General features: G+C 60.4%; 22 protein-coding genes. 10 read left to right on the top strand and 12 right to left on the bottom strand.

Going from position 1 to position 23,553, the window contains the following annotated elements; genetic code table 11:
* Positions 1-14: 14 nt before the first annotated feature.
* Positions 15-392 carry a glutamine synthetase gene (locus M9827_RS11925; RefSeq protein ID WP_250605607.1) on the top strand — a complete coding sequence of 126 codons (378 nt, stop codon included), beginning with the start codon at positions 15-17 and terminating at the stop codon, positions 390-392.
* On the opposite strand, the gene M9827_RS11920 is transcribed toward M9827_RS11925, so the two are convergent.
* Positions 389-1,591, bottom strand: a complete 1,203-nt coding sequence (locus M9827_RS11920) for an N-acetylmuramoyl-L-alanine amidase (protein WP_250605606.1) — start codon at positions 1,589-1,591, stop codon at positions 389-391. The genes M9827_RS11925 and M9827_RS11920 overlap by 4 nt on opposite strands.
* An 84-nt stretch (positions 1,592-1,675) precedes the next feature.
* Here M9827_RS11920 and folE2 point away from each other — a divergent pair, with 84 nt between their 5' ends.
* From folE2 to M9827_RS11890, 6 genes are read left to right on the top strand one after another with little or no spacing between them, the layout of a single operon-like run.
* Positions 1,676-2,572, top strand: a complete 897-nt coding sequence (gene folE2, locus M9827_RS11915; protein WP_250605605.1) for a GTP cyclohydrolase FolE2 — start codon at positions 1,676-1,678, stop codon at positions 2,570-2,572.
* Positions 2,569-3,237, top strand: a complete 669-nt coding sequence (locus M9827_RS11910) for a metal ABC transporter ATP-binding protein (protein WP_250605604.1) — start codon at positions 2,569-2,571, stop codon at positions 3,235-3,237. Before folE2 ends, M9827_RS11910 begins: the two co-directional genes overlap by 4 nt.
* Positions 3,237-4,103, top strand: a complete 867-nt coding sequence (locus M9827_RS11905) for a metal ABC transporter permease (protein WP_250605603.1) — start codon at positions 3,237-3,239, stop codon at positions 4,101-4,103. The genes M9827_RS11910 and M9827_RS11905 overlap by 1 nt, the downstream gene beginning before the upstream one ends.
* Positions 4,104-4,114: 11 nt before the next feature.
* Positions 4,115-4,990, top strand: coding sequence for a metal ABC transporter substrate-binding protein (locus tag M9827_RS11900; protein ID WP_250605602.1), 876 nt, complete (start codon positions 4,115-4,117; stop codon positions 4,988-4,990).
* A complete protein-coding gene (locus M9827_RS11895) occupies positions 4,987-5,547 on the top strand; it encodes a gamma carbonic anhydrase family protein (protein ID WP_250605601.1) in 561 nt (186 codons plus the stop codon). The genes M9827_RS11900 and M9827_RS11895 overlap by 4 nt, the downstream gene beginning before the upstream one ends.
* A gap of 3 nt (positions 5,548-5,550) precedes the next feature.
* Positions 5,551-6,882, top strand: a complete 1,332-nt coding sequence (locus tag M9827_RS11890) for a dihydroorotase (protein WP_250605600.1) — start codon at positions 5,551-5,553, stop codon at positions 6,880-6,882.
* 81 nt (positions 6,883-6,963) lie between these two features.
* On the opposite strand, the gene M9827_RS11885 is transcribed toward M9827_RS11890, so the two are convergent.
* A complete protein-coding gene (locus M9827_RS11885; protein ID WP_038359480.1) occupies positions 6,964-7,482 on the bottom strand; it encodes a DUF3617 domain-containing protein in 519 nt (172 codons plus the stop codon).
* A gap of 133 nt (positions 7,483-7,615) precedes the next feature.
* On the opposite strand from M9827_RS11885, the gene cls reads away from it, so the two are divergent.
* The gene (cls, locus tag M9827_RS11880; protein WP_250605599.1) at positions 7,616-9,055 is read left to right on the top strand and encodes a cardiolipin synthase; all 1,440 of its coding nucleotides are present in this window, start codon (positions 7,616-7,618) and stop codon (positions 9,053-9,055) included.
* Positions 9,056-9,088: 33 nt separating this feature from the next.
* Here the strand turns inward: cls and cfaB are convergent, their stop codons facing one another.
* From cfaB to hflK (M9827_RS11840), 8 genes are all read right to left on the bottom strand, one after another.
* Positions 9,089-10,276: a C17 cyclopropane fatty acid synthase CfaB gene (gene cfaB / locus M9827_RS11875; protein ID WP_250605598.1), complete on the bottom strand. Its 1,188-nt coding sequence runs from the start codon at positions 10,274-10,276 to the stop codon at positions 9,089-9,091.
* Between the two features lie 84 nt (positions 10,277-10,360).
* Positions 10,361-11,149: an HvfC/BufC N-terminal domain-containing protein gene (locus tag M9827_RS11870; RefSeq protein WP_250605597.1), complete on the bottom strand. Its 789-nt coding sequence runs from the start codon at positions 11,147-11,149 to the stop codon at positions 10,361-10,363.
* A complete protein-coding gene (gene bufB / locus M9827_RS11865; protein WP_250605596.1) occupies positions 11,140-11,985 on the bottom strand; it encodes an MNIO family bufferin maturase in 846 nt (281 codons plus the stop codon). Before bufB ends, M9827_RS11870 begins: the two co-directional genes overlap by 10 nt.
* Before the next feature lie 65 nt (positions 11,986-12,050).
* Positions 12,051-12,302 carry a BufA2 family periplasmic bufferin-type metallophore gene (gene bufA2 / locus M9827_RS11860; protein WP_250605595.1) on the bottom strand — a complete coding sequence of 84 codons (252 nt, stop codon included), beginning with the start codon at positions 12,300-12,302 and terminating at the stop codon, positions 12,051-12,053.
* Between the two features lie 110 nt (positions 12,303-12,412).
* Positions 12,413-14,320, bottom strand: coding sequence for a heavy metal translocating P-type ATPase (locus tag M9827_RS11855; protein ID WP_250605594.1), 1,908 nt, complete (start codon positions 14,318-14,320; stop codon positions 12,413-12,415).
* The gene (gene hflK, locus M9827_RS11850) at positions 14,317-15,366 is read right to left on the bottom strand and encodes a protease modulator HflK (protein ID WP_250605593.1); all 1,050 of its coding nucleotides are present in this window, start codon (positions 15,364-15,366) and stop codon (positions 14,317-14,319) included. Before hflK (M9827_RS11850) ends, M9827_RS11855 begins: the two co-directional genes overlap by 4 nt.
* Complete coding sequence (hflC, locus tag M9827_RS11845) at positions 15,363-16,400, bottom strand: protease modulator HflC (RefSeq protein WP_250605592.1); 1,038 nt, start codon at positions 16,398-16,400, stop codon at positions 15,363-15,365. Before hflC ends, hflK (M9827_RS11850) begins: the two co-directional genes overlap by 4 nt.
* Positions 16,397-18,358, bottom strand: coding sequence for a protease modulator HflK (hflK, locus tag M9827_RS11840; protein ID WP_250605591.1), 1,962 nt, complete (start codon positions 18,356-18,358; stop codon positions 16,397-16,399). The genes hflC and hflK (M9827_RS11840) overlap by 4 nt, the downstream gene beginning before the upstream one ends.
* Positions 18,359-18,569: 211 nt before the next feature.
* Here hflK (M9827_RS11840) and lpdA point away from each other — a divergent pair, with 211 nt between their 5' ends.
* Positions 18,570-19,970, top strand: a complete 1,401-nt coding sequence (lpdA, locus tag M9827_RS11835; protein WP_250605590.1) for a dihydrolipoyl dehydrogenase — start codon at positions 18,570-18,572, stop codon at positions 19,968-19,970.
* 177 nt (positions 19,971-20,147) lie between these two features.
* On the opposite strand, the gene M9827_RS11830 is transcribed toward lpdA, so the two are convergent.
* Positions 20,148-20,621, bottom strand: a complete 474-nt coding sequence (locus M9827_RS11830) for an Lrp/AsnC family transcriptional regulator (RefSeq protein WP_007960832.1) — start codon at positions 20,619-20,621, stop codon at positions 20,148-20,150.
* Positions 20,622-20,765: 144 nt separating this feature from the next.
* Between M9827_RS11830 and M9827_RS11825 the strand changes: the two genes are divergently transcribed.
* A complete protein-coding gene (locus M9827_RS11825; protein ID WP_250605589.1) occupies positions 20,766-21,395 on the top strand; it encodes a LysE family translocator in 630 nt (209 codons plus the stop codon).
* Here M9827_RS11825 and M9827_RS11820 read toward each other — a convergent pair.
* On the bottom strand, positions 21,392-23,530 hold the full coding sequence (locus M9827_RS11820; protein ID WP_250605588.1) for a hypothetical protein: 2,139 nt from the start codon (positions 23,528-23,530) through the stop codon (positions 21,392-21,394). The genes M9827_RS11825 and M9827_RS11820 overlap by 4 nt on opposite strands.
* Positions 23,531-23,553: the final 23 nt, after the last annotated feature.

Raw genomic sequence — 23,553 nt, 5'->3', positions numbered from 1 at the left:
GTCCGGAAATCACCATGAAAAATGCGCTGAAATGCTCAATGTTGAGCCTTGGGTTATTACTGACCGGCAACGCCTGCGCTCAATTACCCGCTCTCGCCAGCTGCACGCGCAGCGCTAATCTGCTGGCGTGCGTGGACGCCGACGGCAACGCTTATAGCGTCACCACAGCCGGCAACACGCTGTATCTGCGCGGTTTTGAGAAGAATGGCCAACGTTATTGGGCGCAGACCAACAGCCGTTTCGGCCAATTGACCTTCTTTACCGGGATCGCCTCTGATGGCGAAGCCTGGGTTGGCTACACCCGACGTGTCGGCTGGACGACCATCAATCGCTTCTCCAGCTCGGGCGGCAGCAGTGCGAAATTCACCTGCAGCCGTATTACCGGCTGCTAAACCGGCGTGCTTTGCTGCGCTTGCTGCCAGGCAAGGTAGCTGTCGATGGGCGGGTTCTTTGCAAAGTAACGCTGCAGCCCTTCAAACAATCCGTTGGCCACGGCCTGCTGATGTCGCGCCGTGACCAGCCGTTGACTGTCGCGCGCGTTGGAAATGAAGCCGGTCTCCACCAGAATCGAAGGTACATCTGGCGATTTCAGAACCGCGAATCCTGCCTGCTCCACACGTTTCTGATGCAGTGTGGTGATGCCAGCCAAACTACCAAGTACCGTGCTGCCCAATTGCAGACTGGCGGCGATCGTAGCGTTCATCGACATGTCGAGAATCACCCCCGCCAGCATCGGATCTTTATCTTTCAGATTGAGCAGACTGGTAGCGCCGAGCAGATCCGCACCGTTCTCCCGCTGCGCCATGAAACGCGCCGTCGCCGATGTCGCACCGCCCTCAGACAAGCAATACACCGACGCGCCGGAAGCGGTCAGACGCGGCGCTGCATCGGCATGCACTGAAATAAACATGTCAGCCTTGTGCTGACGGGCTATCTCCACACGTTTGCGCAACGGCACGAAAAAGTCGTCGTTGCGCACCAGTTTCACATCGAAGCCTTTCTCTTTTTTCAGGCGTTTGGCAAGCAGTTGCGCGATGGAAAGCACCACATCCTTTTCCCTTTCGCCCTTGGCGCCAACTGCGCCCGGATCCTTTCCACCATGCCCTGGATCGACGACAACCATGATGTCTCGCCGGGGATGTGCCTTCATTGGAGGTGTTTCACGTGGAACCATTGGGACATTGAGCTCGGATTTTTCGCTGACCAAATCCAAAACCAGGCGATACCCTTGGCCATCCTGTGGCGCCAAAAGAAAGCTGTTCAGCAGAACCGGACTGCTTAAATCCAGAACAATCCGCGTATCACCGTGGCCAAAAACCCCGGAGCGAATCGAACGAATGACCGTGCCGTTCAGCGCCAGCTGGCTGAAATCTGCGCCAACGCTCGCACCAGACACATCAATAATCAGCCGCTCCGGGGCCGTAAGGGTGAAGGTTTTGTAGCGTACCGAGCCGCTTAGATCGAACACCAATCGCAGCTTTTCATCCGACCGCCACAGCCGGGCATTGCGAATCTGCGCGGCAGAAGCACTGAAAGGGAGGGCGAAGGCCGCGCTGGCCAGGATCAGATTAAGCAGATGGCGTCTGTGCATATGAAAACCTGTTCATGAAAAAGGCATCGTGATTTGAATTGTTATAATGTAACATTCAATTCAATCAACACGATGGTCCCGAACATGAATTCGATGACACTTCCGGATATCGCCGCGCAGGTCGCACGCCAGGCTTTGCCACTTGAATGGGTGGGCATGCGGGGCATCGCGTTACCTGTTTTGTTAGAGGGTGAGCGCGTGAGCGCGAAGGCTGATGCGGGCGTCAGTCTTGATGATGGCGAGGCACGCGGTATTCATATGTCGCGATTGTATTTAGCCCTGGAAACACTCGAACAGAAGAACCTGTCCCCCACGCTACTGCATCAGGTGCTCAAGCGTTTCCTGCAAAGCCACGAGGGTTTATCCACCCGCGCCTACCTGAATATCCATACCGATTTACTGCTAAAGCGGCCGGCGCTTATCAGTCCATTGGCCGGCTGGAAGTCTTATCCCGCGAGCATCTTCGCCAGTCTGATAAATGAAGTGTTCCACGTGGAACTCAAAATCGAAGTGCCCTACTCCTCAACTTGTCCTTGCTCTGCGGCCTTGGCGCGACAACTGATCCAGCAACAATTCATCGACGACTTCGCCAACAAAGCCCTTCAGCACGCAGACGTTTTGGCTTGGCTGGGCTCGACCCAAGGCATCATTGCCACGCCACATAGTCAACGCAGCACTGCACAACTGCACCTTCATCTCGACGAATTCATTGATGAGTTACCTATGAGCGTGATCATCAATGACGCTGAAGCTGCCCTCGGCACCGCCGTACAAACCGCCGTGAAGCGCGCCGACGAACAAGCCTTCGCCCTCGCCAACGGGCAGAACCTGATGTTCTGCGAAGACGCGGCACGTCGACTGAATCTGGCGTTGCGTCGTACTCCGGGGGTCAGCGCTTTTCACCTGCGAGTGATCCACGCCGAAAGTCTGCACGCCCACGACGCCGTCGCTGAAAGCCACTGGCAGCGTGAGCAAGCATGATCCGCTGCCAATCCCTGAGTTGGGGCGCACCCGGCCAAGCACTGACCGCGCCCCTGAACCTTGAGCTCGACAGCGGCAGCCTGACGGCGATCGTCGGCGCCAACGGCTGTGGCAAAAGCAGCCTGCTGAAAGTGATCGCCGGATTGCAGAAGCCTCTGGCTGGCACAGTCGCCCTGAGTGTCCCACGTCAAAGCGGATTATCCTTTCTGCCCCAGCAACAGCATCTGGATCGCCAATTCCCCATCAGTCTCGAAGAACTGGTCGCCGCCGGATTCTGGGGACGCAGGCTATCGACTCAACTACGAAGCCAGCGCCTGAAAGACGCACTGGCGAACTGGCACCTGAGCGGACTCGAGCACCGTCCCCTCATGGCCCTGTCCGGTGGCGAACTGCAACGCGCCCTGCTCGCTCGACTGAGCCTGACCGATGCGCCCGTGCTGTTGCTCGACGAACCCCACGCCGCACTCGATGAACTCGGTCAGCAGTTGCTCTGGCAGCACATCCACGCCTGGCATGGCGAAGGTCGAACACTGGTCGTGGTGTGCCACGACCTTGCCGCCGTGCGCCGACACATTCCCGAAACGTTGCTGATCAAAAACCGCGACTGCGTGTTTGGCGCGAGCGCAGAACTCATTCAGCAAACACCTCACACACAGGTGGCCTGATGCTCACCGTCGCCCACCTCTGGCAACCGTTCAATGAGTTCGTGTTCATGCGCCGCGCCCTGCTCGGCGGCCTCGTATTGGCGTGCAGCACCGCGCCACTCGGCGTGTTCTTGATCCTGCGAAGGATGAGCCTGATCGGTGACGCCGTGGCCCACGGCATCCTTCCCGGCGCGGCCTTGGGTTTCTGGTTTGCCGGACTGAGCTTGCCCGCACTGACGCTGGGAGGCTTGGGCGCAGGGCTGAGCATGGCCGGTCTCGCCGCCTGGATTACCCGCCGCACCGGTCTGCGCGAAGACGCCAGCCTCGCTGCGATCTATCCGATTTCGCTGGCCAGTGGCGTGCTGATCCTCGGCATCGCCGGCAAACGCCTCGATCTGTTGCACCTGCTGTTCGGCTCAGCACTGGCCGTCGACGGACCGACCCTCACCGGCATGTTGTGGGTGTCGGGATTCAGCCTGATCGCCATGGCCCTGATCTACAAGCCGCTGTTGCTCGACACTCTCGACCCGTTGTTTTTGAGAACCGTCAGCCGCCTCGGCCCACTCGCCCATGGTGTCTTCCTGACGCTGGTCGTACTCAATCTGGTGATCGGTTTTCAGGCGATCGGCGCGCTGATGGTGGTCGGGCTGATGATGCTTCCCGCCGCGGCTTCGCGATTCTGGAGCCGCCGTTTGCCGATCCTGATTGCCATCGCAGCGGTCATTGGTTGTCTCTCGGTATGTTTCGGCTTGCTGCTGTCGTTCTACTACTCGCAGCCGAGCGGCCCGGCCATCGTCCTGGTCGCCGGCCTCGGCTATCTGTTGTCCGTGGTGTTCGGACCGGTGCACGGTCTGTTGCGCCGCCCGCCTTTGCTCACATCCCAATGAGGTGTTTCCCGATGCGCGCTCTACTCGTGCTGTTCAGCCTGATGCTGTCGATGTCCTTGTCGGCCGCGGAAAAACTGCCCGTGGTCACCAGCTTCAGCATCCTCGCCGACATGGTCCATCAGGTCGGCGGCGAGCATGTCCAGATCACCAACATGGTCGGCCCGGACGCCGACGCACACACTTACGAACCAACGCCAGACGATGCCAAAGCCCTGCTAAAAGCCAAACTGATCATAAAAAATGGCTTGGGTTTCGAGCCATGGCTGGATCGTCTGGTCACCAGCACCGAGACCAAAGCCACGATCGTCAGTGCCAGCCACGGCGTGATTCCACGCTCGCTGGATGAAGACGGCGAGACCGTTCCCGACCCGCATGCCTGGCACAATCTGGCGAACGCCGAGTTGTATGTCGCCAATATCACCAAGGCCCTGATTGCTGCCGACCCGGCGAATAAAACCGACTACGAACGCAACAGCCAAACCTACCTGAAGCAGATCTATGCCCTGCTCGCTGAGGCCAAAGCCAAACTCGGTGCGCTGCCACCGGGCAACCGCAAGATCGTTACCAGCCATGATGCTTTCGGTTATCTCGGTCAGGCGTACGGCATCGACTTCATGGCACCGCAAGGCCTGTCCACCGAACGCGAACCCTCCGCTGCTGACGTCGCTGCATTGATCACTCAGATTCGCCAGGCTCACGTCAAAGCGGTGTTCATGGAAAACATCAAGGACGCACGTCTGCTCAAACAGATCGCCGACGAAAGCGACGCGCACATTGGCGGCACGCTTTACTCCGATGCCCTCGCGGCCACCGGCCCGGCCAGCACCTTTACCGGTCTGTTCGAATACAACCTCAACACCCTTTACAACGCACTGAGCCAGCCATGATCCGTAAGAATCCTTCAGGTGATCTACCGCACATTGCCGAGTCGGCCTACGTCGATAAAACCGCGATCATCTGCGGCAAGGTGGTGATCGGCGAGAACGTTTTCGTCGGTCCCTACGCGGTCATCCGCGCCGACGAAGTGGACGCCTCGGGCGAGATGGAGCCGATCATCATCGGCGCCAACTCGAACATCCAGGACGGCGTGGTCATCCATTCCAAATCCGGCGCGGCAGTGACCATCGGTGAGTACAGTTCAATCGCCCACCGCTCGATCGTGCACGGCCCCTGCGTCGTCGGCGATCGCGTGTTCATCGGTTTCAACAGCGTGCTGTTCAATTGCGTCGTCGGCAACGGTTGCGTGGTGCGGCACAACTCGGTGGTCGACGGTCGGGATTTGCCGGATGCCTTCTATGTGCCCTCCACGACTCGCATCGGCCCGAACACCGATCTCTCGCAATTTCCACCGGTGAGCATCAGCGCCTCGGAGTTTTCCGAAGACGTGGCGCGCACCAACGTCGATCTGGTACGTGGCTACAAAGCCTTGCAGAACGAGTTCTGAACCATGGGCAGCGTGCTGATTCGCAACGCAAGGATGGTCAACGAAGGACGCGAGCTCGACGGCGATCTGTTGGTCAGCAACGGGCGTATCGTCAAGATTGCCCGCAGCATCGAAGGCGAAAATGCCAAGGTGGAAATCGATGCGAAGGGCCAATGGCTGCTGCCGGGGATGATCGATGACCAGGTGCATTTTCGTGAACCCGGTGCTCCAGCCAAGGGCAGCATTCATAGCGAATCCCGTGCGGCGGTCGCCGGAGGCATCACCAGTTTCATGGACATGCCCAACACCCAGCCGGCCACTCTTACCCTCGACGCACTGGCGGATAAAAAGCGCCGGGCAGCGATCAGCTCGGTAGCCAATTACGGCTTTCACTTTGGCGTGAGTCAGGACAACCTCGACACGGTGGCGGCGCTCAATCCTTGCGAAGTGGCAGGCGTGAAAGTGTTCATGGGCGCCTCGACCGGCAACATGTTGGTGGATGATCCGCAGACTCTTGAGCGGCTGTTCGCCGAGGTGCCGACGATCCTCTTGGCTCACTGCGAACACACGCCCAGCATCGATGCCAATGCAACCAACTTGCATGAGTTGTTCGGCGATCGCTTGCCGCCCGCGGCGCATGCGTTGATCCGTAATGCCGAGGCCTGTTATCGCTCTTCTTCACTGGCGGTTGATCTGGCGAAACGTCACGGCACGCGTCTGCACGTTTTACACCTGACCACGGCGCGTGAACTGGCGTTGTTCGAGGACAGACCGTTGGCGCAAAAACGCATCACGGCTGAAGTCTGCCTGCACCATTTGCTGTTTGATGATCGCGACTATCCCCACCTCGGCAACTTGATCAAATGCAATCCAGCGATCAAGACCCTGGCCGATCGCGATGCGTTGCGCACGGCGCTGAACAGCAATCGGCTGGACGTGATCGGCAGTGACCACGCACCGCATACCTGGGATGAAAAGCAGCGACCTTATGCCCAGGCACCTGCGGGTTTGCCATTGGTGCAGCACGCGTTGCCGGCACTGATGGAGTTGGTCGCGGACGATATGCTGCCAATCACCACGCTGGTGGCAAAGACCAGTCACAGAGTCGCGGATCTGTTTGCGATTCCCGATCGTGGGTATCTACGTGAGGGGTACTGGGCAGATCTGGTATTGGTCGAGCCGCGAGCCCTGGAGGTGAATCGGCAACCCATCCTGTCGCAGTGCGGATGGACACCGTTTGCCGGACGCAGCTTTCGCCATCAGGTGAGTACGACGATTGTCTCAGGGCAAATTGCCTGGCGGGAAGGTCAGGTGAATGACGGGTGTCGGGGGTTGGCGCTGAGGTTCATGCGCTGATTTCGAGGACGCTTTCGCGAGCAGGCTCGCCCCACATGTGGAATGCATTTCCCTGTGGGAGCCAGCCTGCAGGCGACCTTTTTATGCGCGGGGTTTAACGGCGCCGCAGTCCTGACCCAGCCAGACTGCTCGGGTTTCCAGACTGCCCTTCTGGTTGATCCCGATCGCGTTGAACGTGCCGTTGGCCACGGTGGTGAATTCACGATCACTGAGGAATGTCGCCACCCCGGTGCCCTGCGCTTTCGGGCAACTGAAACGGAATTTCCACTGATTACCGGTGCGATCAGTGATCTGCTGTTTGCAGCCCGATTGCGGGTCGGCCAATGGAATATCGTTGGTTGCCACCTGCTGCGGCGTCAGGCAGGCACGAATGCCCTTGCCGCCGATATTGATCCCGTTTTTCTCAAGCGCCGCGCGCTGTTGCGGAGTCATCTGGCCCTGCAACTGGCCGAGGATCGATTGCACATCCATTGGCTGGTCATCGACCTTGACGTTGCTCGATGTCATTTCCCACAGTCCCGGCTGCAGCATCTGCGCCTGCGCAACCACCGGCAATGCCAAACCCAGGCCCAGCGCCAAACCCAGCAGACGAACGTTCATCGAAAAACTCCTGATCAGTAGTGGCCGTTAGACGTCGGCCGATTGCTTCGGTTCATGCCCCAATTAAATAGCGACATTCGCGACAGAACATGGTCTGTTAAGGCATTAGAATCTTGCGGAGCAAGGCTGCCCCATGGATTATTTTGGACCGCACATTTTCGGTTATCTGATCGCCCTGATACACACCCTCGGTCTGATCGCCGCCGTGCATGCGGTGCTCACCGTGCGCACGGCCCAAGGTTCGATCGCCTGGGCATTGTCGCTGATCTTCATTCCCTATCTCACGCTAATTCCGTATCTGGTGTTCGGGCGCAGCACTTTTGATGGTTACATCAAGGCACGGCGCCAGGCCAACGAACAGATGCGTCAGGCCATCTCCGAGTTGAACTGGCGCCCGTGGGTGGAAGAGGCGTTGACCGCGCGCGCCTCGAATGCCTACGCCTCGCTGCGCGCAATGCCCAAACTCGGGCGCATGCCGTGTCTGGCGAACAACGAAGTGCAATTGCTGATCAACGGTGCGGCCACCTTCGAGGCGATTTTCCACGCCATCAACCAAGCGAAAGAAGCCGTGCTGATCCAGTTCTTCATCATCCACAATGATCGGCTCGGTCGACGCTTACGTGATCTGCTACTGCGCAAGGCTGCTGAAGGCGTATCAATTCATCTGCTTTACGACCGCATCGGCAGTCACGCCCTGCCCCACGGCTATGTGCAGACGCTGCGTGATGGCGGCGTCGAGGTCAAAGCCTTCGCCACACGCAGCGGCTGGCTCAATCGCTTTCAGGTCAACTTTCGTAACCACCGCAAGATTGTCGTGGTCGACGGCGTCGTCGGTTTTGTCGGCGGACATAACGTTGGCGATGAATACATGGGTGAAAAACCACCACTGGCGCCTTGGCGCGATACGCATGTGAAGGTGCGCGGCCCCGTGGTCGCGTGCATGCAGGAATCCTTCGCCGAAGACTGGTTCTGGGCCGCGCGCGCCCTGCCGCCGCTGATCCTGCCCGACGAGTATCCGGATGATGGCGTGCTCTGCCAATTGCTCGCCAGCGGCCCGGCGGATGCCTACGAAACCTGCTCGCTGTTCTTTGTCGAGGCGATTCACGCGGCGACCGAACGGGTGTGGATCACCAGTCCGTATTTCATCCCGGATGAAGCCGTATTCGCCGCCCTGAGATTGGCCGTGTTGCGAGGCGTCGACGTGCGATTGCTGCTGCCGTCGCGTCCCGATCACCGCATCGTTTACGCCGCGTCCAGCCTCTACGCCTTTGAAGCCGTACGCGCCGGCGTGCGGGTATTCCGCTACGAACCCGGTTTCCTGCATCAGAAAGTGGTATTGATCGACAGCGAGATCAGCGCAATCGGCAGCGCCAATCTGGACAACCGTTCGTTCCGGCTGAATTTCGAAGTGATGCTGCTGACCGTCGACACTGACTTCGCCGCCAGCGTGGAAAACATGCTCGTCGCCGATTTCGCGCAAGCCTACGAAGTCGCCAAAGAAGAAAGCCGGGAGATCCACCGCCTTCAACAGATCGGCATGCGGATCGCCCGGCTGATTTCACCGATTCTTTGAGAGTCCTCTCACCGGGAGAGGACTCAACAAGGATCAAGGGTTATAGATGTCGTCGCGAGTCCACGGCAGTTCATGGCTGCCATCTGCATGTGCCTTCACCGCGAGGATCTGGTGCAGGTTGATCCAGCCGCGCGCAAACGCATAGGCGCAGCCGGCCAGGTACAGGCGCCAGATGCGCAGCGCTTGGTCAGGCACCAGCTTGCCAGCCGCTTCGAGGTTGTCCTCCAGCCGCTCGCTCCAGTGATCCAGCGTGCGTGCGTAGTGCAGGCGCAGGCTTTCGACGTCGACAATTTCCAGACCGGCTTCGCTGATCTCGGCCGAGATCATTGCCAGGTGCGGCAACTCACCGTTGGGGAATACGTATTTCTCGATGAATTCCCCGGCACCGCGTCCCACCGGACGGCCATCGGTGTGTCTGGCGGTGATGCCGTGGTTCATCACCAGACCGCCCTCCTTCACCGCGCCAAACAGGGTTTTGCAGTATTCGGCCAGATTGGCATGGCCAACGTGTTCGAACATGCCGACGCTGACCACCTTGTCGAAACGCCCGTCCTGAGGCAAATCGCGATAGTCGAGCAATTGCAGTTCGACCAGGTCTTCCAGGCCTTCGGCTTTGACCCGCTCGCGGGCCAGTTCCAGTTGCTCCTTGCTCAGGGTGATGCCGAAGACCTTCGCGCCGAACTCCCGCGCGGCATACCTGGCTAGCCCACCCCAGCCACAGCCGACATCCAGCAGATACTCCCCCGGCTGCAAGCGCAGTTTGCGGCACAGGTGGCGGAATTTGGCTTGTTGTGCCTGCTCGAGGGATTCGCTACCGGTTTCGAAATACGCGCAGGAATAGGCCATGTCGCTGTCCAGCCAGAGCTGGTAGAACGCATTGGACAGGTCGTAATGATAGGAAATGGCTTTGGCGTCTGTTTCCTTGTCGTGCAAGGTACGCACCGGCTGACTGCCGTCTTCTTCATCAAGCAAGGCACTGCTCAATTCGTCGCAGACGCGGATCACTTCGCTGATCGAGCCCTCCAGTTCCAGCTTGCCTTCAACGAATGCCGCTCCGAGCGCATCAAGACTTGGATGGCTGAACTGGGTGACCATTTGTGGGTCCTTGACCACAATGGTGACGCTGGGCGCCGGCCCCAGATTGAACTCATGGCCATCCCAGAGTCGCAGGCGAAGCGGAAGCTGCAGATTCTGTAAGGCCGGTGGAAGTTGCGCGAGCATGAAAAATCCCCCTTGTTTCAGACGTCTGATCTGAGGGTAGACCATCACAGAAAAATAGCAGGCTATCGATTTGATTAACCTTGTCTATCGTTGCAGACGCTCCAGCAAACCGTCCTGTATCCATTGTTTCAACCAGGTCACAGCTTGAAGTGATGCGCCCTTACCATAAGTGACTGCTAACTCGGCGCACAGTTCGGAGAAACTCCAGCCACCGTTGAGCACGCCATCGAGAGCTGAGGCTTGGGCCGGGTCGAGACTGCGGTAATTGCAGATCAACCCATTGCGCCAGATCAGACAGATCTGCGGGATTTCAAGGGGCACGCTGTCAGGAAACGCTGTTTCTTCCTTTACCGAGCGCCATAGAGAAAGGCTGTTGAAGCGGCACTTCAGCCACTGCATCGACGGCACCGCTCTGACGCGCAATTCCGGCCATTCCTCCGGGGCCAGGGCCGCCATGGTCTCAATTGTCAGCGGCTCGGCGGCCGGCGCATCGAAAGCCAGTGTGAAGGCCCATTCGAGCGCAATCAGTTCGGCCAGCGGTGCGCTCTGTTTCGGCACCAGATGCTCGCGGACAAAGCCTTCGAAGCCTTTGCCCAACCAGCGCAGGCTGAAATGCGCTGACGGAGACTGGCGGATGTACGCAGTCGCGAGGCCGTCGAACTCCTCATCGCCCATCCAATGCAGGATCGTTGGAAAGTCATTGCGCAACACGTCCAGCAAACGCGCTTTGTAAGCGTTGTGATAGATCGCCAGCCCCGTGCCGACATCCAGTGTCGGGCCACCGATCAGGCTCTCGCTCAACGTCGGATTCGTGTTGGGGTCTTCTTCGAGCAGAAACGCTTCAAACGCCAGTTGCCACTCTTTCAGGAGCATGGCTGTCTCCCCGCCAGAACCTTGTTGCCGAGCTGACGGGCTTTTTGCAGTTCATCAAGCAGCGTTTCGAAGGGCGGAAAATGATCGTCGCGTTCCAGCAACGTGGCCACCGGGCCGAAATGTTCGAGTGTGCGTTGATAGAGTGCCCAGACCGGATCGCTCACTGGATGGTCGTGGGTGTCGATCACGTAATCGCCGTAATCGCTGTGCCCCGCCAGATGCAGTTGGCGGACTTTATCAACGGGCAGGCTGCTGATGAAGGCCCATGGATCGAAGCCATGATTACGTGAACTGACGTAGACATTGTTCACGTCCAGCAACAATTCGCAGCCACTCACGCGGCTCAGCGCTGCGAGAAAGTCCCACTCGGTGAATTCGTCCGAGGCACCGCGCACGTAACTGGAGACGTTCTCCAGCACCAACGGGCGCTGCAGAATGTCCTGAACCTGCATCACACGGGCAGCGATATAAACCAGGCTTTCTTCGGTGTAGGGCAACGGCAGCAGGTCGTGTAACTGATGGGCATTGCCGCGGCTCCAGCACAGGTGATCAGAGATCCATGCCGGTCGGACCCGTTCGGCCAATTGCTTGAGTTGTTGCAGATAATCCGGATCGAGGGCATGCGGCCCGCCGATGGACAACGATACGCCATGCATCACCAACGGATAGCGCTCGGCGAAGGCATCGAGGTAATACAGAGCCTTGCCGCCCTGCACCATGAAGTTTTCCGAAACCACCTCGAACCAGTCGACATCCGGCGACTGCTCAAGGATCTGCTGGTAGTAAGCGCTGCGTAAACCGAGGCCATAACCCAGAAAAGGAAGAGAAACAGACATGTGCGGACTCCTGATAAAAAGTGGCCGCAGTGGCGCAAGCCACTGCGGCAACACTTGCCGGTCAGTTATTCGCCGACCTTGCCACCGGCTTTTTCGCACGCCGCCTGAGTCATCGCCTTGAAGCCCTGGCCTTTGCAGGCGCCCATGCCTTTGCAGGCGTGGTCTTTGGTTTTGCAGTCGTTCTGGCCTTTGCAAGCGGTCACGCCGTAGCAATGAACCTGGGCATCGGTAGCCATCGCATTAGTAGCAACACCGGCAAACATTGTGGCGGCGGCCAAAGCGAGAGCGGCACCAGCAGCAGTGGTCTTGATGGTCATTTTTCTTATCCTCGGTAATCGTCAGGGGTGTCGGCTGGAAGGTTGTTCAGTCCCGACATAGCACTAGAGAGAGCGGCCCCAACGGCGTTACAGAGGATCGAAAAATAATTTCAAAGGTCTTTTTCGAGTTTGAGCAGCGGTTCCTGAAAGCGCAGCAGGCGCCCGGCGTTACCGAGGACCAGCAATGTGCTGAGGTTGTGCAACAGCGCAGCGATCATCGCCCCGGCAGCACCCAGCCAACCGAATGCAGCGAACACGACGATGGCCAGCGTCCAGCCCAGGCCGATGATCACGTTGACCTGCAACGTTCTGCGACACTGGCGACTGAGCCGTACACACGTACCGAGACGGCGCAGGTCACTGCCGATCAAGACGATATCGGCCGAGGCCAGTGCGATGTCCGCTCCGCCCGCGCCCATGGCCACGCCGACCACGCCCGCCTTGAGCGCGAGGGAATCATTGATGCCGTCACCGACCACCATCGGCCGGAAGCCATTGTCGATTTCCTTGAGTACGCGATTGAGTTTGTCCTCGGGCAAGGCTTGGGCTTCGACTTCATGCAAGCCGACGTCTCTGGCCAGCGATTGCGCCACGCTTTGGCGATCACCGGTCAGCAACAATTGCCGGCCGAGACCCAACTCGCGCAATTCGTCGAGGGCGAAACGGGCTTCCGGTTTAACCGTGTCGGCGAGCAACAGCCAGGCGAGGAATTCACCGTTCAATGCCAAACCGGCGATGGGTCCGTCGTGATCGGGAACCATTGTCGTGGCGATGCCCAGTTGCGTGAACAACTCCGGGCGGCCCAGCGCGGCTTCACCCTGCGCGGTCATGGCCACCACGCCGAGGCCTTGGCGCTCGTGAATATCAGTCAGGGGTAAACACTCTTCCTGGCTGACCAACCCTGCCAGCGCACGACTGACCGGGTGGCTGCTCGCCGCGCCGAGGCTGGCGGCGAGCGCGATGATCACGGATGACTCTGCGCGCGGGTTGTTGATCGACTGCAGGCGCAGAGTGCCGTAAGTCAGGGTGCCGGTCTTGTCGACCACCAGCGAGGTCAGATCGGCCAGTTCCTCGAGGAACGCCGAACTGCGGATCAGAATGCCGTGACGTGCGGCCACCGCCACACCGGCAATCGCCGTGGCCGGGGCCGACAACACCAGCGCACACGGACAGGCGGCGACCAGTACCGCGAGCATTGCTTGCGCATCGTGAGTGATAAACCAGGTCACTGCCGCCAGCAGCAAGACCAGCACCATGTAACTGCCGGCGTAACGTTCGAGCAAGCGGGTGATGGGCGGTTTCGAGCGTTCGGCGTTCTGCATCAACGCAATGACCTTGCCCAGCGTTGACTCGCCACCGGTGCGCGTCACTTCGATACGCAGCAAGCCGTCGAGGTTGATCGCACCGCCAAACACCGACAGGCCGACGCCCGCCTCGACCGGCACCGATTCACCGGTAATCGACGCGGTGTCGAGACTGGCCTGACCGGACAAGACTCGACCATCGGCGGGAATCCGATCACCGGCGCGGACTTCAACGGTGTCGCCGGCTTTCAACGTGCCGTTGTCCACTTCGATGATCGAGCCGTCAGCCTGAACCTTGCGCGCATGACTGCGCGTCAATTGGCCAAGGGCATGGATCGCCTCCTGCGAGCCGATGACGCTGCGCTCCTCCAGCACATGGCCGAAGATCATGATGATCGGCAGCAATGCCGCCGTCAGCAGATCACCGGTCGCCCAGGCGCCGAGCATCGCCAGGGCGATCAGTTGATCGGTGATGCCGTGCAGGCTCGGATAGCGCAGGCTGTACCACGCCGAACGCATCACCGGCACGCCCACCAATAACGATGCAAACCCAAGCAGCAACTGACTGACACCGGTTTGCTCGGGCATCTGCCAGCGCCAGATCAAACCCAGACCAAGCAGGCCCAGTGCAAGCATGGCCAAGGTCAGTTGCCGTGCAGCGCGGCGTTGTTCGGCCGAAGACAACAGGCTCGGTGCGGCGGTTGTCGCAGTCATTTACTGGCTCCCTGAATGATCAGGCGGGAATCGTCTTTCGGGTCAACCGTGGTCACCGATCCGGCCTGGCCGAGAATCTTCGGCATACGCTCGCGGTAAAGACGCAGGAGCATTTGCCGGTCGGTAGTTTTGGCCAGACTCGACACCGTGGCCGTGTCTGCAGAGGCTTTGGCCAAGCGCTCGCCAGCCTGCGCGTGAGCCACCTGCAGCGTGCGGTCGGCTTGTTCGTTGGCAGTCTGGGTGAGTTTCTCGGCATCAGTGCGTGCATTGGCCACAGCTTTGTCGGCCTGTTGACTGGCGGTCAGCACCGCGTTGAAAGCACTGACCGCGGGGTCGGGCAGACTCGATTGCACGTCGACGCGCGCCACTTCGATGCCGATGCCCTGCCCGCTTGCCTTCAACTCGGCCAAGCGTTTGTTGATGCCTTGCACCAGATCACCACGCAGTTTTTCCCGACGTTCGGCGGCTTGATTGTCAGCACCGATCAATTCCGGGCGAGCGACCAGAATGGTGTCCAGATCGCGTGCGGCCGTCAGCGCCACCGCGCTGCGTGTCACCAAGCGATCCAGCGCAGGCAAAACATGCTCGCCCTGCAACACGAATTCGTAAGGGTCGGTGACTTTGTAAAACACCCGCACATCCAGCTGCACCACACCGGCGTCACCGGTCAATAAATAACCAGATCCCGCCAGCGCATCGCTCAGGGGGGTGGCAAAGGAAGCGACCCGATCGGCCTTCAGCGCCTCATCACTGCGCAACAGATTCTCGACGCGACGCTCGATTACCCGATCGGCTGCCGGCAGCAAAATCACTTGTTCGAATGGCTGCGGCCAGGCCAATAGCAGACCGGCATTCTGGGTGCGATCCAGCGCGCCGAAATGCAACACCACTGCGCGATTCTGCGGATCAATCTGCCGCACGTTGGAAAACACCCAGGCCAATGCCGCCAGGATCGTTACCGCGTACAAGGCAAAAAATGCCAAACGCCCGGCCTGAATCCATGGACTGTTCAGCGCATGTGTTCCACGTGGAACTTCTTCATTCATGGCTGCGATCCGGATTTGCTGTCGAGTGTCGGCGGGCCGTCAACCAGTACACGGAATGGCGCAGCGTCGGTGCGCAGAATCAGTTTGGTGTCTGGCGTGACGATGGTGCCGAGGGTGTCCAGTGAGCGCAGCAAATTGTAGAGCTGCGGTGAACTGGCGTACGCACGGCCATAAATCTGCGCCGCTTCGACACGAGACTGCGCTTCGATTTCCGCCGCTTTTACTGTCGCGTCAGCCTGCACCATTCGCGCATCGCGCTCGGCTGCGGAACGGATTTGCGCGGCTTCACGTTTACCGATGGCTGTGCGCTCAGTGGCGATTGTTTCTCGCTCGGCGCGCATGCGATCAACCGTGGCGGTGAGCGTCACCGACGGCAAGGTCAAACGCTCGATGCCGACTTGCACAACCCGCACGCCATACGTCGCGAGTAATTGCTGATCAATCTGTTGGCGCAACTGCGCTTCAAAATCGGCGATACGCACCTGACTGGCATCGGTGTTCACCAGATTCGCCAGATCAAAACTGCTCGCGGTGGTTTCCAGCGCCGAGCCGACAAAGGTACGAATCTGCCGCGCGGCTTCGTCCGGCTGATTCTGCACCGCACGCATGAATCGCTGCACGTTGTCCGCATCGCCCTGCACCTGCCACGCCACGTAGGCCTGCACGATGATGCGCAAACCGTCACGAGTGCCGACATCCTGCAAGCCGCTGGACGTCGTGCGCAAACGCAGGTCGACCGGAATCGCCGCCTCGAACGGCGCGGGCCAACGCCAGCTCAAACCCGGATCAAGCAGCACCCGCGATGGATTGCCAAAGCGAGTAATCACCGTGGCCTCACCGGAGCGCACCTGCACCAGGCTCGCCGCCGCAATGGCAAACGCTACCAACAAGACTGCCCAGCCCATCCGCCGCCAAGGAAAAGGCCCCGCCTCCTCCGGCGCACCGTGATGGTGTCCGTGATGATGGTGATGCCCGCCGTGACCGTGATCGTGGCCACTGTGGTCATGATGATCGTGTGTATGCGACTGGCTCAATGGGCGACTCCTGGTTGAGCGGTGGTGCGCGCGGGCGTCGGGTCAGCCGGCAGCGTGAACGTACGCAAGTCGATGGTCGGCGCATTGCTGCTGCCGCCCAGACGGTGGTCGAGTATCAGCAATCTCGCTTTACTCAGGCCTTGGCCGAGCTGGCCGAGGTATTGCTCCAGCACAAAGGCCTGGCCGGCACTGGCGTAGGCCTTTTGCTCGGCGCTGAAGCGCAGATCCGCCGCCTGCGCCGTGGCACGGGTTTCCCGCGCATTGGCGCTGGCCTGATCGCGAGCCAGGCTGGCCTGCAACTGCGCCTGATTGCTCGCTTCAGCAGCCGCGCCACGCTCGCGGGAGATCAATGCCTGCGCGCCGATCTGCGCGGCTTGCACGCTGTGATAGGCATTGGCGGCACCGGCCGGCGGGTGAATGGCTTCGACGACCGTGGCGAGAATCTCCACGCCACTGTTGAGTGATTGCAGATCACGCTGCACCGCGCGACCGATCTCCTCGCCCAGCCCCACCCGGTCCTGGCCGAGTAAACCGTCCAGCGTGCGCGAGGCAAAGTCGTGCACCAGAATCCGGCTGGCGGTGCTGCGGATCAGCGTTGGCACATCCGCGCTGTTGTACGTCGCCGCCAGTGCGGCCTGATCGCTGAGGCCGATGCGATAGACGAAGCGCACGTCCATGTTGACGATCTGAAAGCTCTGCTGCTCGCCACGGCTGCTGGCGATGACTTGCGATTTGTCGTTGACGTGGCTGGCGTCCCATAAACGGTTGGCGGTCATCGGGGCCGGGCCTTCCGCGGGGTCGGCTTGCAGCGGGACCGGCTTGTCGCCGACGCTGGTCGCCAGTTCATGCACCACGCCATTTTCGACGATCAACACCCGTCCCAGCGGCCAAGGTAAACCGCTGTGCAAACCGGGACCAAACACCTGCACCGGTTTACCGAAGCGCTCATAAATACCGCGTCCCTGTAGCGGAATTTCGTGGATGCCGGTAAGCAACCAACCCACTGTCGCCACCAGCGCCAGCACGGGTAAAAAGGCGCGACGCATGTAACTAAACGCCCAGATCTGACGCAGATCGATACCAAACCGGTTGTGCAATTCATGCTGCAAAGCGAGCAACGGTTGTGGCGGCCAGCGCAACATATCAGCGACAAAACTGCGCGCCAGCAGGGTCGGCTCAAGCTGCTCGCGACGAGGACTGAAAACTGAAAAAACGGCACGCAATAACAACTCGATCGCGACCAATCCCGGCAAGATACCGCTCAACACAGCAACGCGAACTGGCCACACCGCGTTCTCGCCAGCGAACAACAAACACAGCGCGCCAAGCACCAGACTGATGATCGCCACACGCGTCAGTTGCGCCAGTGAACCCGCTTCGGGCCATTGCGCCGGGTTTTCCTGAGCCAGTTGCCGCTCCAGCACCAACAAACCGAACCCCAGCAACAACGCCAACGCGGCGCCTACCGTTGCCGATAAACCCGTGGCAGCGGCCGGCAACGTCAGATTCCACGTTTGATCGATACTCAGCACCGCCAGCAGCGCCCAGCCACCCAACCACAGCGTCGCCGCGCCGATCTGACCAAGCAGATGCAGACCGCGCTGACTCAAGCGATCCAGCAGCCGCTCATACCACCCTTGCGGCGCGGGTTGTTTCTCCACGGCAAGCGGCGCCAGCACAACTGGATTGATCACCCGCGCACGCCATCGCGTCACCCACCACGCCGATTGCAGCCCGGCAACCAGCACCAGCAGCGCGGCGCTCTGATTGACCAGCAGCGGCAGCCACAATGACTGCGGGGCAAACAGCCCGACAAAAAACGCCAGCACCCACCCTGCCCCGGCCAATCCGCCGAGGCCGATCGCCCAACGGCGCAGACGCCGGCACTGCTCGGCCGCCTGCTGAAAGCGCGGCAGTGCGGTCACTTGCGTGCCATCCACTTCCAGATCGACTTGCATATCACCCCAAATTCATTAGTCCACATTGCATATCGTTACGATATAACGAAAAGCGTGAAATATTCGTACACAATTACGCTTATTCAAAGATGCCCAACCTGTCGCTTGCCTGAAGCCTTGACCGAAATGTCCGCGAACGCACATATTACGTTCGTAATTTTTATCCAGAGCTACTTTTAGCGATCCGCATCCATCCATCAGGAGCAAGCACATGAGCAACTATGACGTGGTGATTCTGGGCGGCGGCCCCGGTGGTTATAACGCGGCGATCCGCGCCGGCCAGTTGGGCCTCAAGGCCGCTTGCGTCGAAGGCCGGGCAACCCTCGGCGGCACCTGTCTGAACGTTGGTTGCATGCCGTCCAAAGCCTTGCTGCATGCATCAGAGCTTTACGACGCGGCGATGGGTGCGGAATTCGCCAACCTCGGCATCGAGGTCAAACCGACACTCAACCTCGCGCAAATGATGAAACAGAAAGACGAGAGCGTCGCCGGCCTGACCAAAGGCATCGAGTTTCTGTTTCGCAAGAACAAGGTCGACTGGATCAAGGGCTGGGGCCACATCGATGGCCCCGGCAAGGTCACGGTGACCGACGCTCAGGGCAGCAAAGTCGAGCTGGCCGCCAAGGACATCATCATCGCCACCGGTTCCGAGCCCACTCCCCTGCCCGGCGTCGAGATCGACAACAAACGTATCCTTGATTCGACCGGCGCGCTTTCCCTGAGCGAAGTGCCCAAGCATCTGGTGGTGATCGGTGCCGGCGTGATCGGCCTGGAACTGGGCTCGGTATGGCGGCGCCTGGGTGCGCAGGTCACCGTGGTCGAATACCTCGACCGCATCTGCCCGGGCGTCGATGGCGAGGCCGGCAAAGCCCTGCAACGCTCGCTGAGCAAACAGGGCATGGCCTTCAAATTGAGTTCGAAAGTCACCAGCGCCACCTCATCAGCCGCAGGAGTACAGCTCAGCGTCGAACCGGCCGCTGGCGGCACTGCCGAGTTGCTGGAAGCCGATTACGTGCTGGTAGCCATCGGCCGCCGCCCTTATACGCAGGGCCTCGGTCTGGAGAACGTCGGCCTGAGCACCGACAAACGCGGCATGCTCGCCAACAAACAGCACCGCACCGAAGCCGCCGGGGTCTGGGTGATCGGTGACGTCACCTCCGGGCCGATGCTCGCGCACAAGGCTGAAGACGAAGCGATGGCCTGCGTCGAGCAGATCCACGGCAAGGCCGGCGAGGTCAATTACGAGCTGATCCCCAACGTGATCTACACCAGACCGGAACTGGCCAGCGTCGGCAAGACCGAAGAACAGCTCAAGGCTGAAGGACGCGCCTACAAGGTCGGCAAATTCCCGTTCACCGCCAACAGCCGGGCGAAGATCAATCACGAGACCGAGGGTTTCGCCAAAGTCATCGCCGACGAGCGCACCGATGAAATCCTCGGCGTGCACCTGGTCGGCCCGAGCGTGAGTGAAATGATCGGCGAGTTTTGCGTGGCGATGGAGTTCAGTGCTTCGGCGGAGGACATTGCGTTGACCTGTCACCCGCATCCAACGCGATCGGAAGCGTTGCGCCAGGCGGCGATGAATGTCGAGGGGATGGCGACGCAGATGTAGGTGGTCACCCAAACCCTGTGGGAGCTGGCTTGCCAGCGATGGCGTCAGTCCTGTAACCGTTGCGGTCGCTGACACACCGCTATCGCTGGCAAGCCAGCTCCCACAGTTGACCGTGCTCCTGCTGGAGGAACGCGGTCACTGTGGGAGCGAGCTTGCTCGCGAAGGGTGCGACTCGGTCTACAGCGGAAGATGCCCCAGCGGCAACGCCCCCGGCGTCTTCACCGTGTGAATCGCAAAGTTGCTGCGGATGTCACTCACCCCCGGCAGCTTCAGCAGGCAGCCACTGAGAAACCGGTCATACGCACGCAGATCCGGCACCACCACTTGCAGCAGAAAGTCTGATTCCCCCGACACCAGAAACGCCGAAATCACTTCCGGCAACGCTGTCACCGCGGCATAAAACGCCTCGGCCTGTTCATCGTTGTGGCGCTCGACCTTGACCCCGACAAACACCGTCAGCCCCAGCCCGACTTCATCGCGATCGAGATTGGCCTGATAACCGCGAATCACCCCGGCCTCTTCGAGCATCCGCACCCGGCGCAGACACGGCGAGGCCGACAAGCCGATTTCATCCGCCAACTCGACATTGCTCAGGCGTCCGTTGCGTTGCAGGGCCGCGAGAATCTTGCGGTCGAAGGCGTCTAGTTTCATGGTTGGCAGATTCCAATAGTCATGGCAATGAAAACCAGCAGGTTATGCCAATCCGGCGTGCTTTTGAAGCTGACTACGCAAGCACCTGCCCCGCCTTTCGGCCCTAGACTTGGCGCACCGAATCGATAACGAAAGGACTGCGACATGGCGAGTCTCTGGCTGTTCTTCATGGCATTGGCAGTGGTCTATCTATTGCCCGGCCCGGACATGATCCTGCTGCTGCAAACCGGTGCCCGGCAGGGACGCGGCGCGGCGCTGGCCACCGCGATCGGTCTGGGCATCGCCCGTGGTTGTCACGTGGCCCTCGCGGCGCTGGGGCTGGCGGTGCTGTTCAAAGCGGCGCCATGGACATTCGAGGTGGTGCGATTGGCGGGGGCGGCGTATCTGCTGTGGATCGGCATTCAATGCCTGCGTAGCACCCTGCTGCCGAACCTGAATGCGGGTGCGGCAAACGAGGCACAAGGGCAATGGCGCGAAGCCGTCCGACGCGGTTTGCTGACCAACCTGCTCAACCCCAAAGCGTTGCTGTTCTGCTCGGTGTTGCTGCCGCAATTCATCGTCAATGACGGCGCGCCGGTACTGAGCCAGTTCGCCGTGCTCGGCATGCTACTGGTCGGCGTCGGCCTGCTGTTCGACAGTGCTTACGCCCTCACCGGCGCCGCGCTGGGTCGTTGGCTGCAACACAGTCCAACGGCCCAACGCGTACAACAATGGCTGTTCGGCAGCCTGCTGATCGGTTTCGCCGTGCGCCTGACGTTCGTCCAGCAGGCTTAGCCTTTGCGGACCTTGCGCTGGCGACGGCTGATCAACAGCAACGCGGCGGCCGCGACCAACACGAGCGCGCCGATCTGCACCGGCCACTTGTACGGCCGCAGCGACGAGCGCACAGCATCGGTGACTTGGGTGACGTAACGCTTGTCGGCGTTTTCGAAATCCGGGTACGGGCACTGATTGCCGAAATCCACGGCCCACGGGACGAACGGACCTTCCTTGACGTAACGCTGATACAACGCGCTCTGATCTTCCAGGCTGCTGTTCCAGCCGGCCGCGTTGCACAGCACGGCAGCGAATGCCTGACTGGTGTGCGGCAGGTTGTCGGCGGCACGCCCGGCCAGCTCGGTGGCAACGAAACGGTAGTGATAGCGCTGATCCGGTTTCGCTTCACTGGCGACCTGACGTTGCACTTCGGCCTCGCTCACCAGCGGGCCGACTTTCAGTTCAGTGGATTCCAGGCTGTAGTTGCCACCGAACGTGGCGAAGTCCGGCGCCATCTCGTAACCGAGAATATCCATGCCCCACTCGCGGGCTGTCCACGCGGCGTTGTACAAGGCACTGGCGCGTTTGGTCGGCCACCACGCGGCATCGGCCTTCAAGCGTTGTTCGCCGTAGAGTCGAGCCTTGTTTTGCAGATCGGGATTGTCGAAATAAGCGACCGCGTCGGCGTAATGCCCTTCACGCAGCAAGCGCCGTCCGAGCAGATTGCGCAGGCTGGCGGCGACCGGCAGCGGCACGTAGTTGTCGCGCTGCTGCTGGGTCAACGCTGGCGGCGCCGGCACGTTTTCATCGACGTAGCGTTTTAATTCCTCAACCGTCAGCACACGCTCGGCCACGGTCGCAGCGTCGAACCAATAGGTGCTGTTGCTGCGATACAACTGCACGAAGGCTTGCAGGTATTCGCCACGCTGCAACGCGAGAATCGCGCTTTCGCCCTCGACCCGGCACTTCGGTTGAACACTTTCAAACGCCCAGTCCGGCGTGCGCCGGTAACCCCAGTCCTCGTTCTGCGGGAAGGCCTGCGCGGCTTTGGCATAAGCTGCCGCAGCGGCATTTTTATCGCCGTCACGTACCGCGAGTTTGGCCCGCAGCCACCACGCCAGGCCACCGTCACCGGCGTTTTCAAGGAAGGCCTTGGCGCCAGCGTAATCTCCCTGTTGATAACTCATCGCCGCCAGACGATCGGCGTTCTCGAGGCTGCCGCGCGTGCTGTTTTGCAGCAACTTGACGAGCTTTTTCTCGTTCGGTGGTTCATCGCCATACGACCAGCCTTGACGGCTGACCAACGATGCCGTGACCAGTTGCTGTACGGCTTTATGCTGGAACAACCTGGCCAGTTCGGCCTCGGGCAACTCCGCCAGTTCATTCATCAATTGCTTGAGCGAGGTGTAGCCCACGCCCGAGCCGTGAAGGTTTTGTGCTTCATACAACTCGATGGCGCCGCTCCAGTCGCCGCCAGAACGCAGCACCCGCGCCTCTTCACCGAGGCTGGCGACACCCAGCTCCAGCGGATCGCTGAAACCGTCGATGCTCATCTGCCGGGTCTGGCGGAAGGCGTCACGCGCTTGCTCCAGCGCCTCGACCGCATCCGCGCCTTCGCTGCTCATGGCGAACCAGCTGCGGCCCAGCGAATACGCCGCCCACGTGCTGCGCAACGGACGCTGGTCCGCCGGCAGTGCCAGAAGCTTGTTGAAATACTCGACGGCAAGTTGATGATCGCCCGTGGCAAACGCCACCGCACCGGCCACGTACAAGCGGATTTCCGCCGGCAGACTAGCGCCCTGCGCCTCGACCTGACGCGCATCGGTCAGGCCGCGCAATTGCTTGACCAACCCTTGCTGCTCGGCGCTCAGGCCGGCTTGTTCGGCGATTTCCCGAGATTCGGCGGCGGCGTTTTCCTCGCCGTACACATCGTTGGGATTGTGCGTCGCAGCGGTGACGTTCTTCAGCCCGGCGATGGTTTTGCCGAGGCGACTGAGTTCGAAACTGAAATTGCCCTCAGGCAGATCCGCCAGGGTCTGGCCGCGATTGTCGAGCAGGCGCATCGGGAAATCCGGTCCGCAGGCCAGCGCCGAACCCAGCGGCAGGCAGAGGCTCAGGCAGAGCAGATGGCGGGGCCAGTTACGGGTCAACATGCGAACCTCCTTGATCAATATCG

Source organism: Pseudomonas sp. AKS31 (genome assembly GCF_023634765.1).
GTDB lineage: Bacteria > Pseudomonadota > Gammaproteobacteria > Pseudomonadales > Pseudomonadaceae > Aquipseudomonas.
The sequence above is the reverse complement of the archived record's forward strand: the minus strand, read 5'-3'. Positions and strand labels throughout refer to the sequence as shown.

What these genes read in the sequence shown, in the direction of transcription:
- M9827_RS11925 (WP_250605607.1), top strand. Translation starts at nt 15, where the DNA reads ATGAAAAATGCGCTGAAATGCTCAATGTTGAGCCTTGGGTTATTACTG.
- M9827_RS11920 (WP_250605606.1), bottom strand. Translation starts at nt 1,591, where the DNA reads ATGCACAGACGCCATCTGCTTAATCTGATCCTGGCCAGCGCGGCCTTC.
- folE2 (WP_250605605.1), top strand. Translation starts at nt 1,676, where the DNA reads ATGAATTCGATGACACTTCCGGATATCGCCGCGCAGGTCGCACGCCAG.
- M9827_RS11910 (WP_250605604.1), top strand. Translation starts at nt 2,569, where the DNA reads ATGATCCGCTGCCAATCCCTGAGTTGGGGCGCACCCGGCCAAGCACTG.
- M9827_RS11905 (WP_250605603.1), top strand. Translation starts at nt 3,237, where the DNA reads ATGCTCACCGTCGCCCACCTCTGGCAACCGTTCAATGAGTTCGTGTTC.
- M9827_RS11900 (WP_250605602.1), top strand. Translation starts at nt 4,115, where the DNA reads ATGCGCGCTCTACTCGTGCTGTTCAGCCTGATGCTGTCGATGTCCTTG.
- M9827_RS11895 (WP_250605601.1), top strand. Translation starts at nt 4,987, where the DNA reads ATGATCCGTAAGAATCCTTCAGGTGATCTACCGCACATTGCCGAGTCG.
- M9827_RS11890 (WP_250605600.1), top strand. Translation starts at nt 5,551, where the DNA reads ATGGGCAGCGTGCTGATTCGCAACGCAAGGATGGTCAACGAAGGACGC.
- M9827_RS11885 (WP_038359480.1), bottom strand. Translation starts at nt 7,482, where the DNA reads ATGAACGTTCGTCTGCTGGGTTTGGCGCTGGGCCTGGGTTTGGCATTG.
- cls (WP_250605599.1), top strand. Translation starts at nt 7,616, where the DNA reads ATGGATTATTTTGGACCGCACATTTTCGGTTATCTGATCGCCCTGATA.
- cfaB (WP_250605598.1), bottom strand. Translation starts at nt 10,276, where the DNA reads ATGCTCGCGCAACTTCCACCGGCCTTACAGAATCTGCAGCTTCCGCTT.
- M9827_RS11870 (WP_250605597.1), bottom strand. Translation starts at nt 11,149, where the DNA reads ATGCTCCTGAAAGAGTGGCAACTGGCGTTTGAAGCGTTTCTGCTCGAA.
- bufB (WP_250605596.1), bottom strand. Translation starts at nt 11,985, where the DNA reads ATGTCTGTTTCTCTTCCTTTTCTGGGTTATGGCCTCGGTTTACGCAGC.
- bufA2 (WP_250605595.1), bottom strand. Translation starts at nt 12,302, where the DNA reads ATGACCATCAAGACCACTGCTGCTGGTGCCGCTCTCGCTTTGGCCGCC.
- M9827_RS11855 (WP_250605594.1), bottom strand. Translation starts at nt 14,320, where the DNA reads ATGACTGCGACAACCGCCGCACCGAGCCTGTTGTCTTCGGCCGAACAA.
- hflK (WP_250605593.1), bottom strand. Translation starts at nt 15,366, where the DNA reads ATGAATGAAGAAGTTCCACGTGGAACACATGCGCTGAACAGTCCATGG.
- hflK (WP_250605591.1), bottom strand. Translation starts at nt 18,358, where the DNA reads ATGCAAGTCGATCTGGAAGTGGATGGCACGCAAGTGACCGCACTGCCG.
- lpdA (WP_250605590.1), top strand. Translation starts at nt 18,570, where the DNA reads ATGAGCAACTATGACGTGGTGATTCTGGGCGGCGGCCCCGGTGGTTAT.
- M9827_RS11830 (WP_007960832.1), bottom strand. Translation starts at nt 20,621, where the DNA reads ATGAAACTAGACGCCTTCGACCGCAAGATTCTCGCGGCCCTGCAACGC.
- M9827_RS11825 (WP_250605589.1), top strand. Translation starts at nt 20,766, where the DNA reads ATGGCGAGTCTCTGGCTGTTCTTCATGGCATTGGCAGTGGTCTATCTA.
- M9827_RS11820 (WP_250605588.1), bottom strand. Translation starts at nt 23,530, where the DNA reads ATGTTGACCCGTAACTGGCCCCGCCATCTGCTCTGCCTGAGCCTCTGC.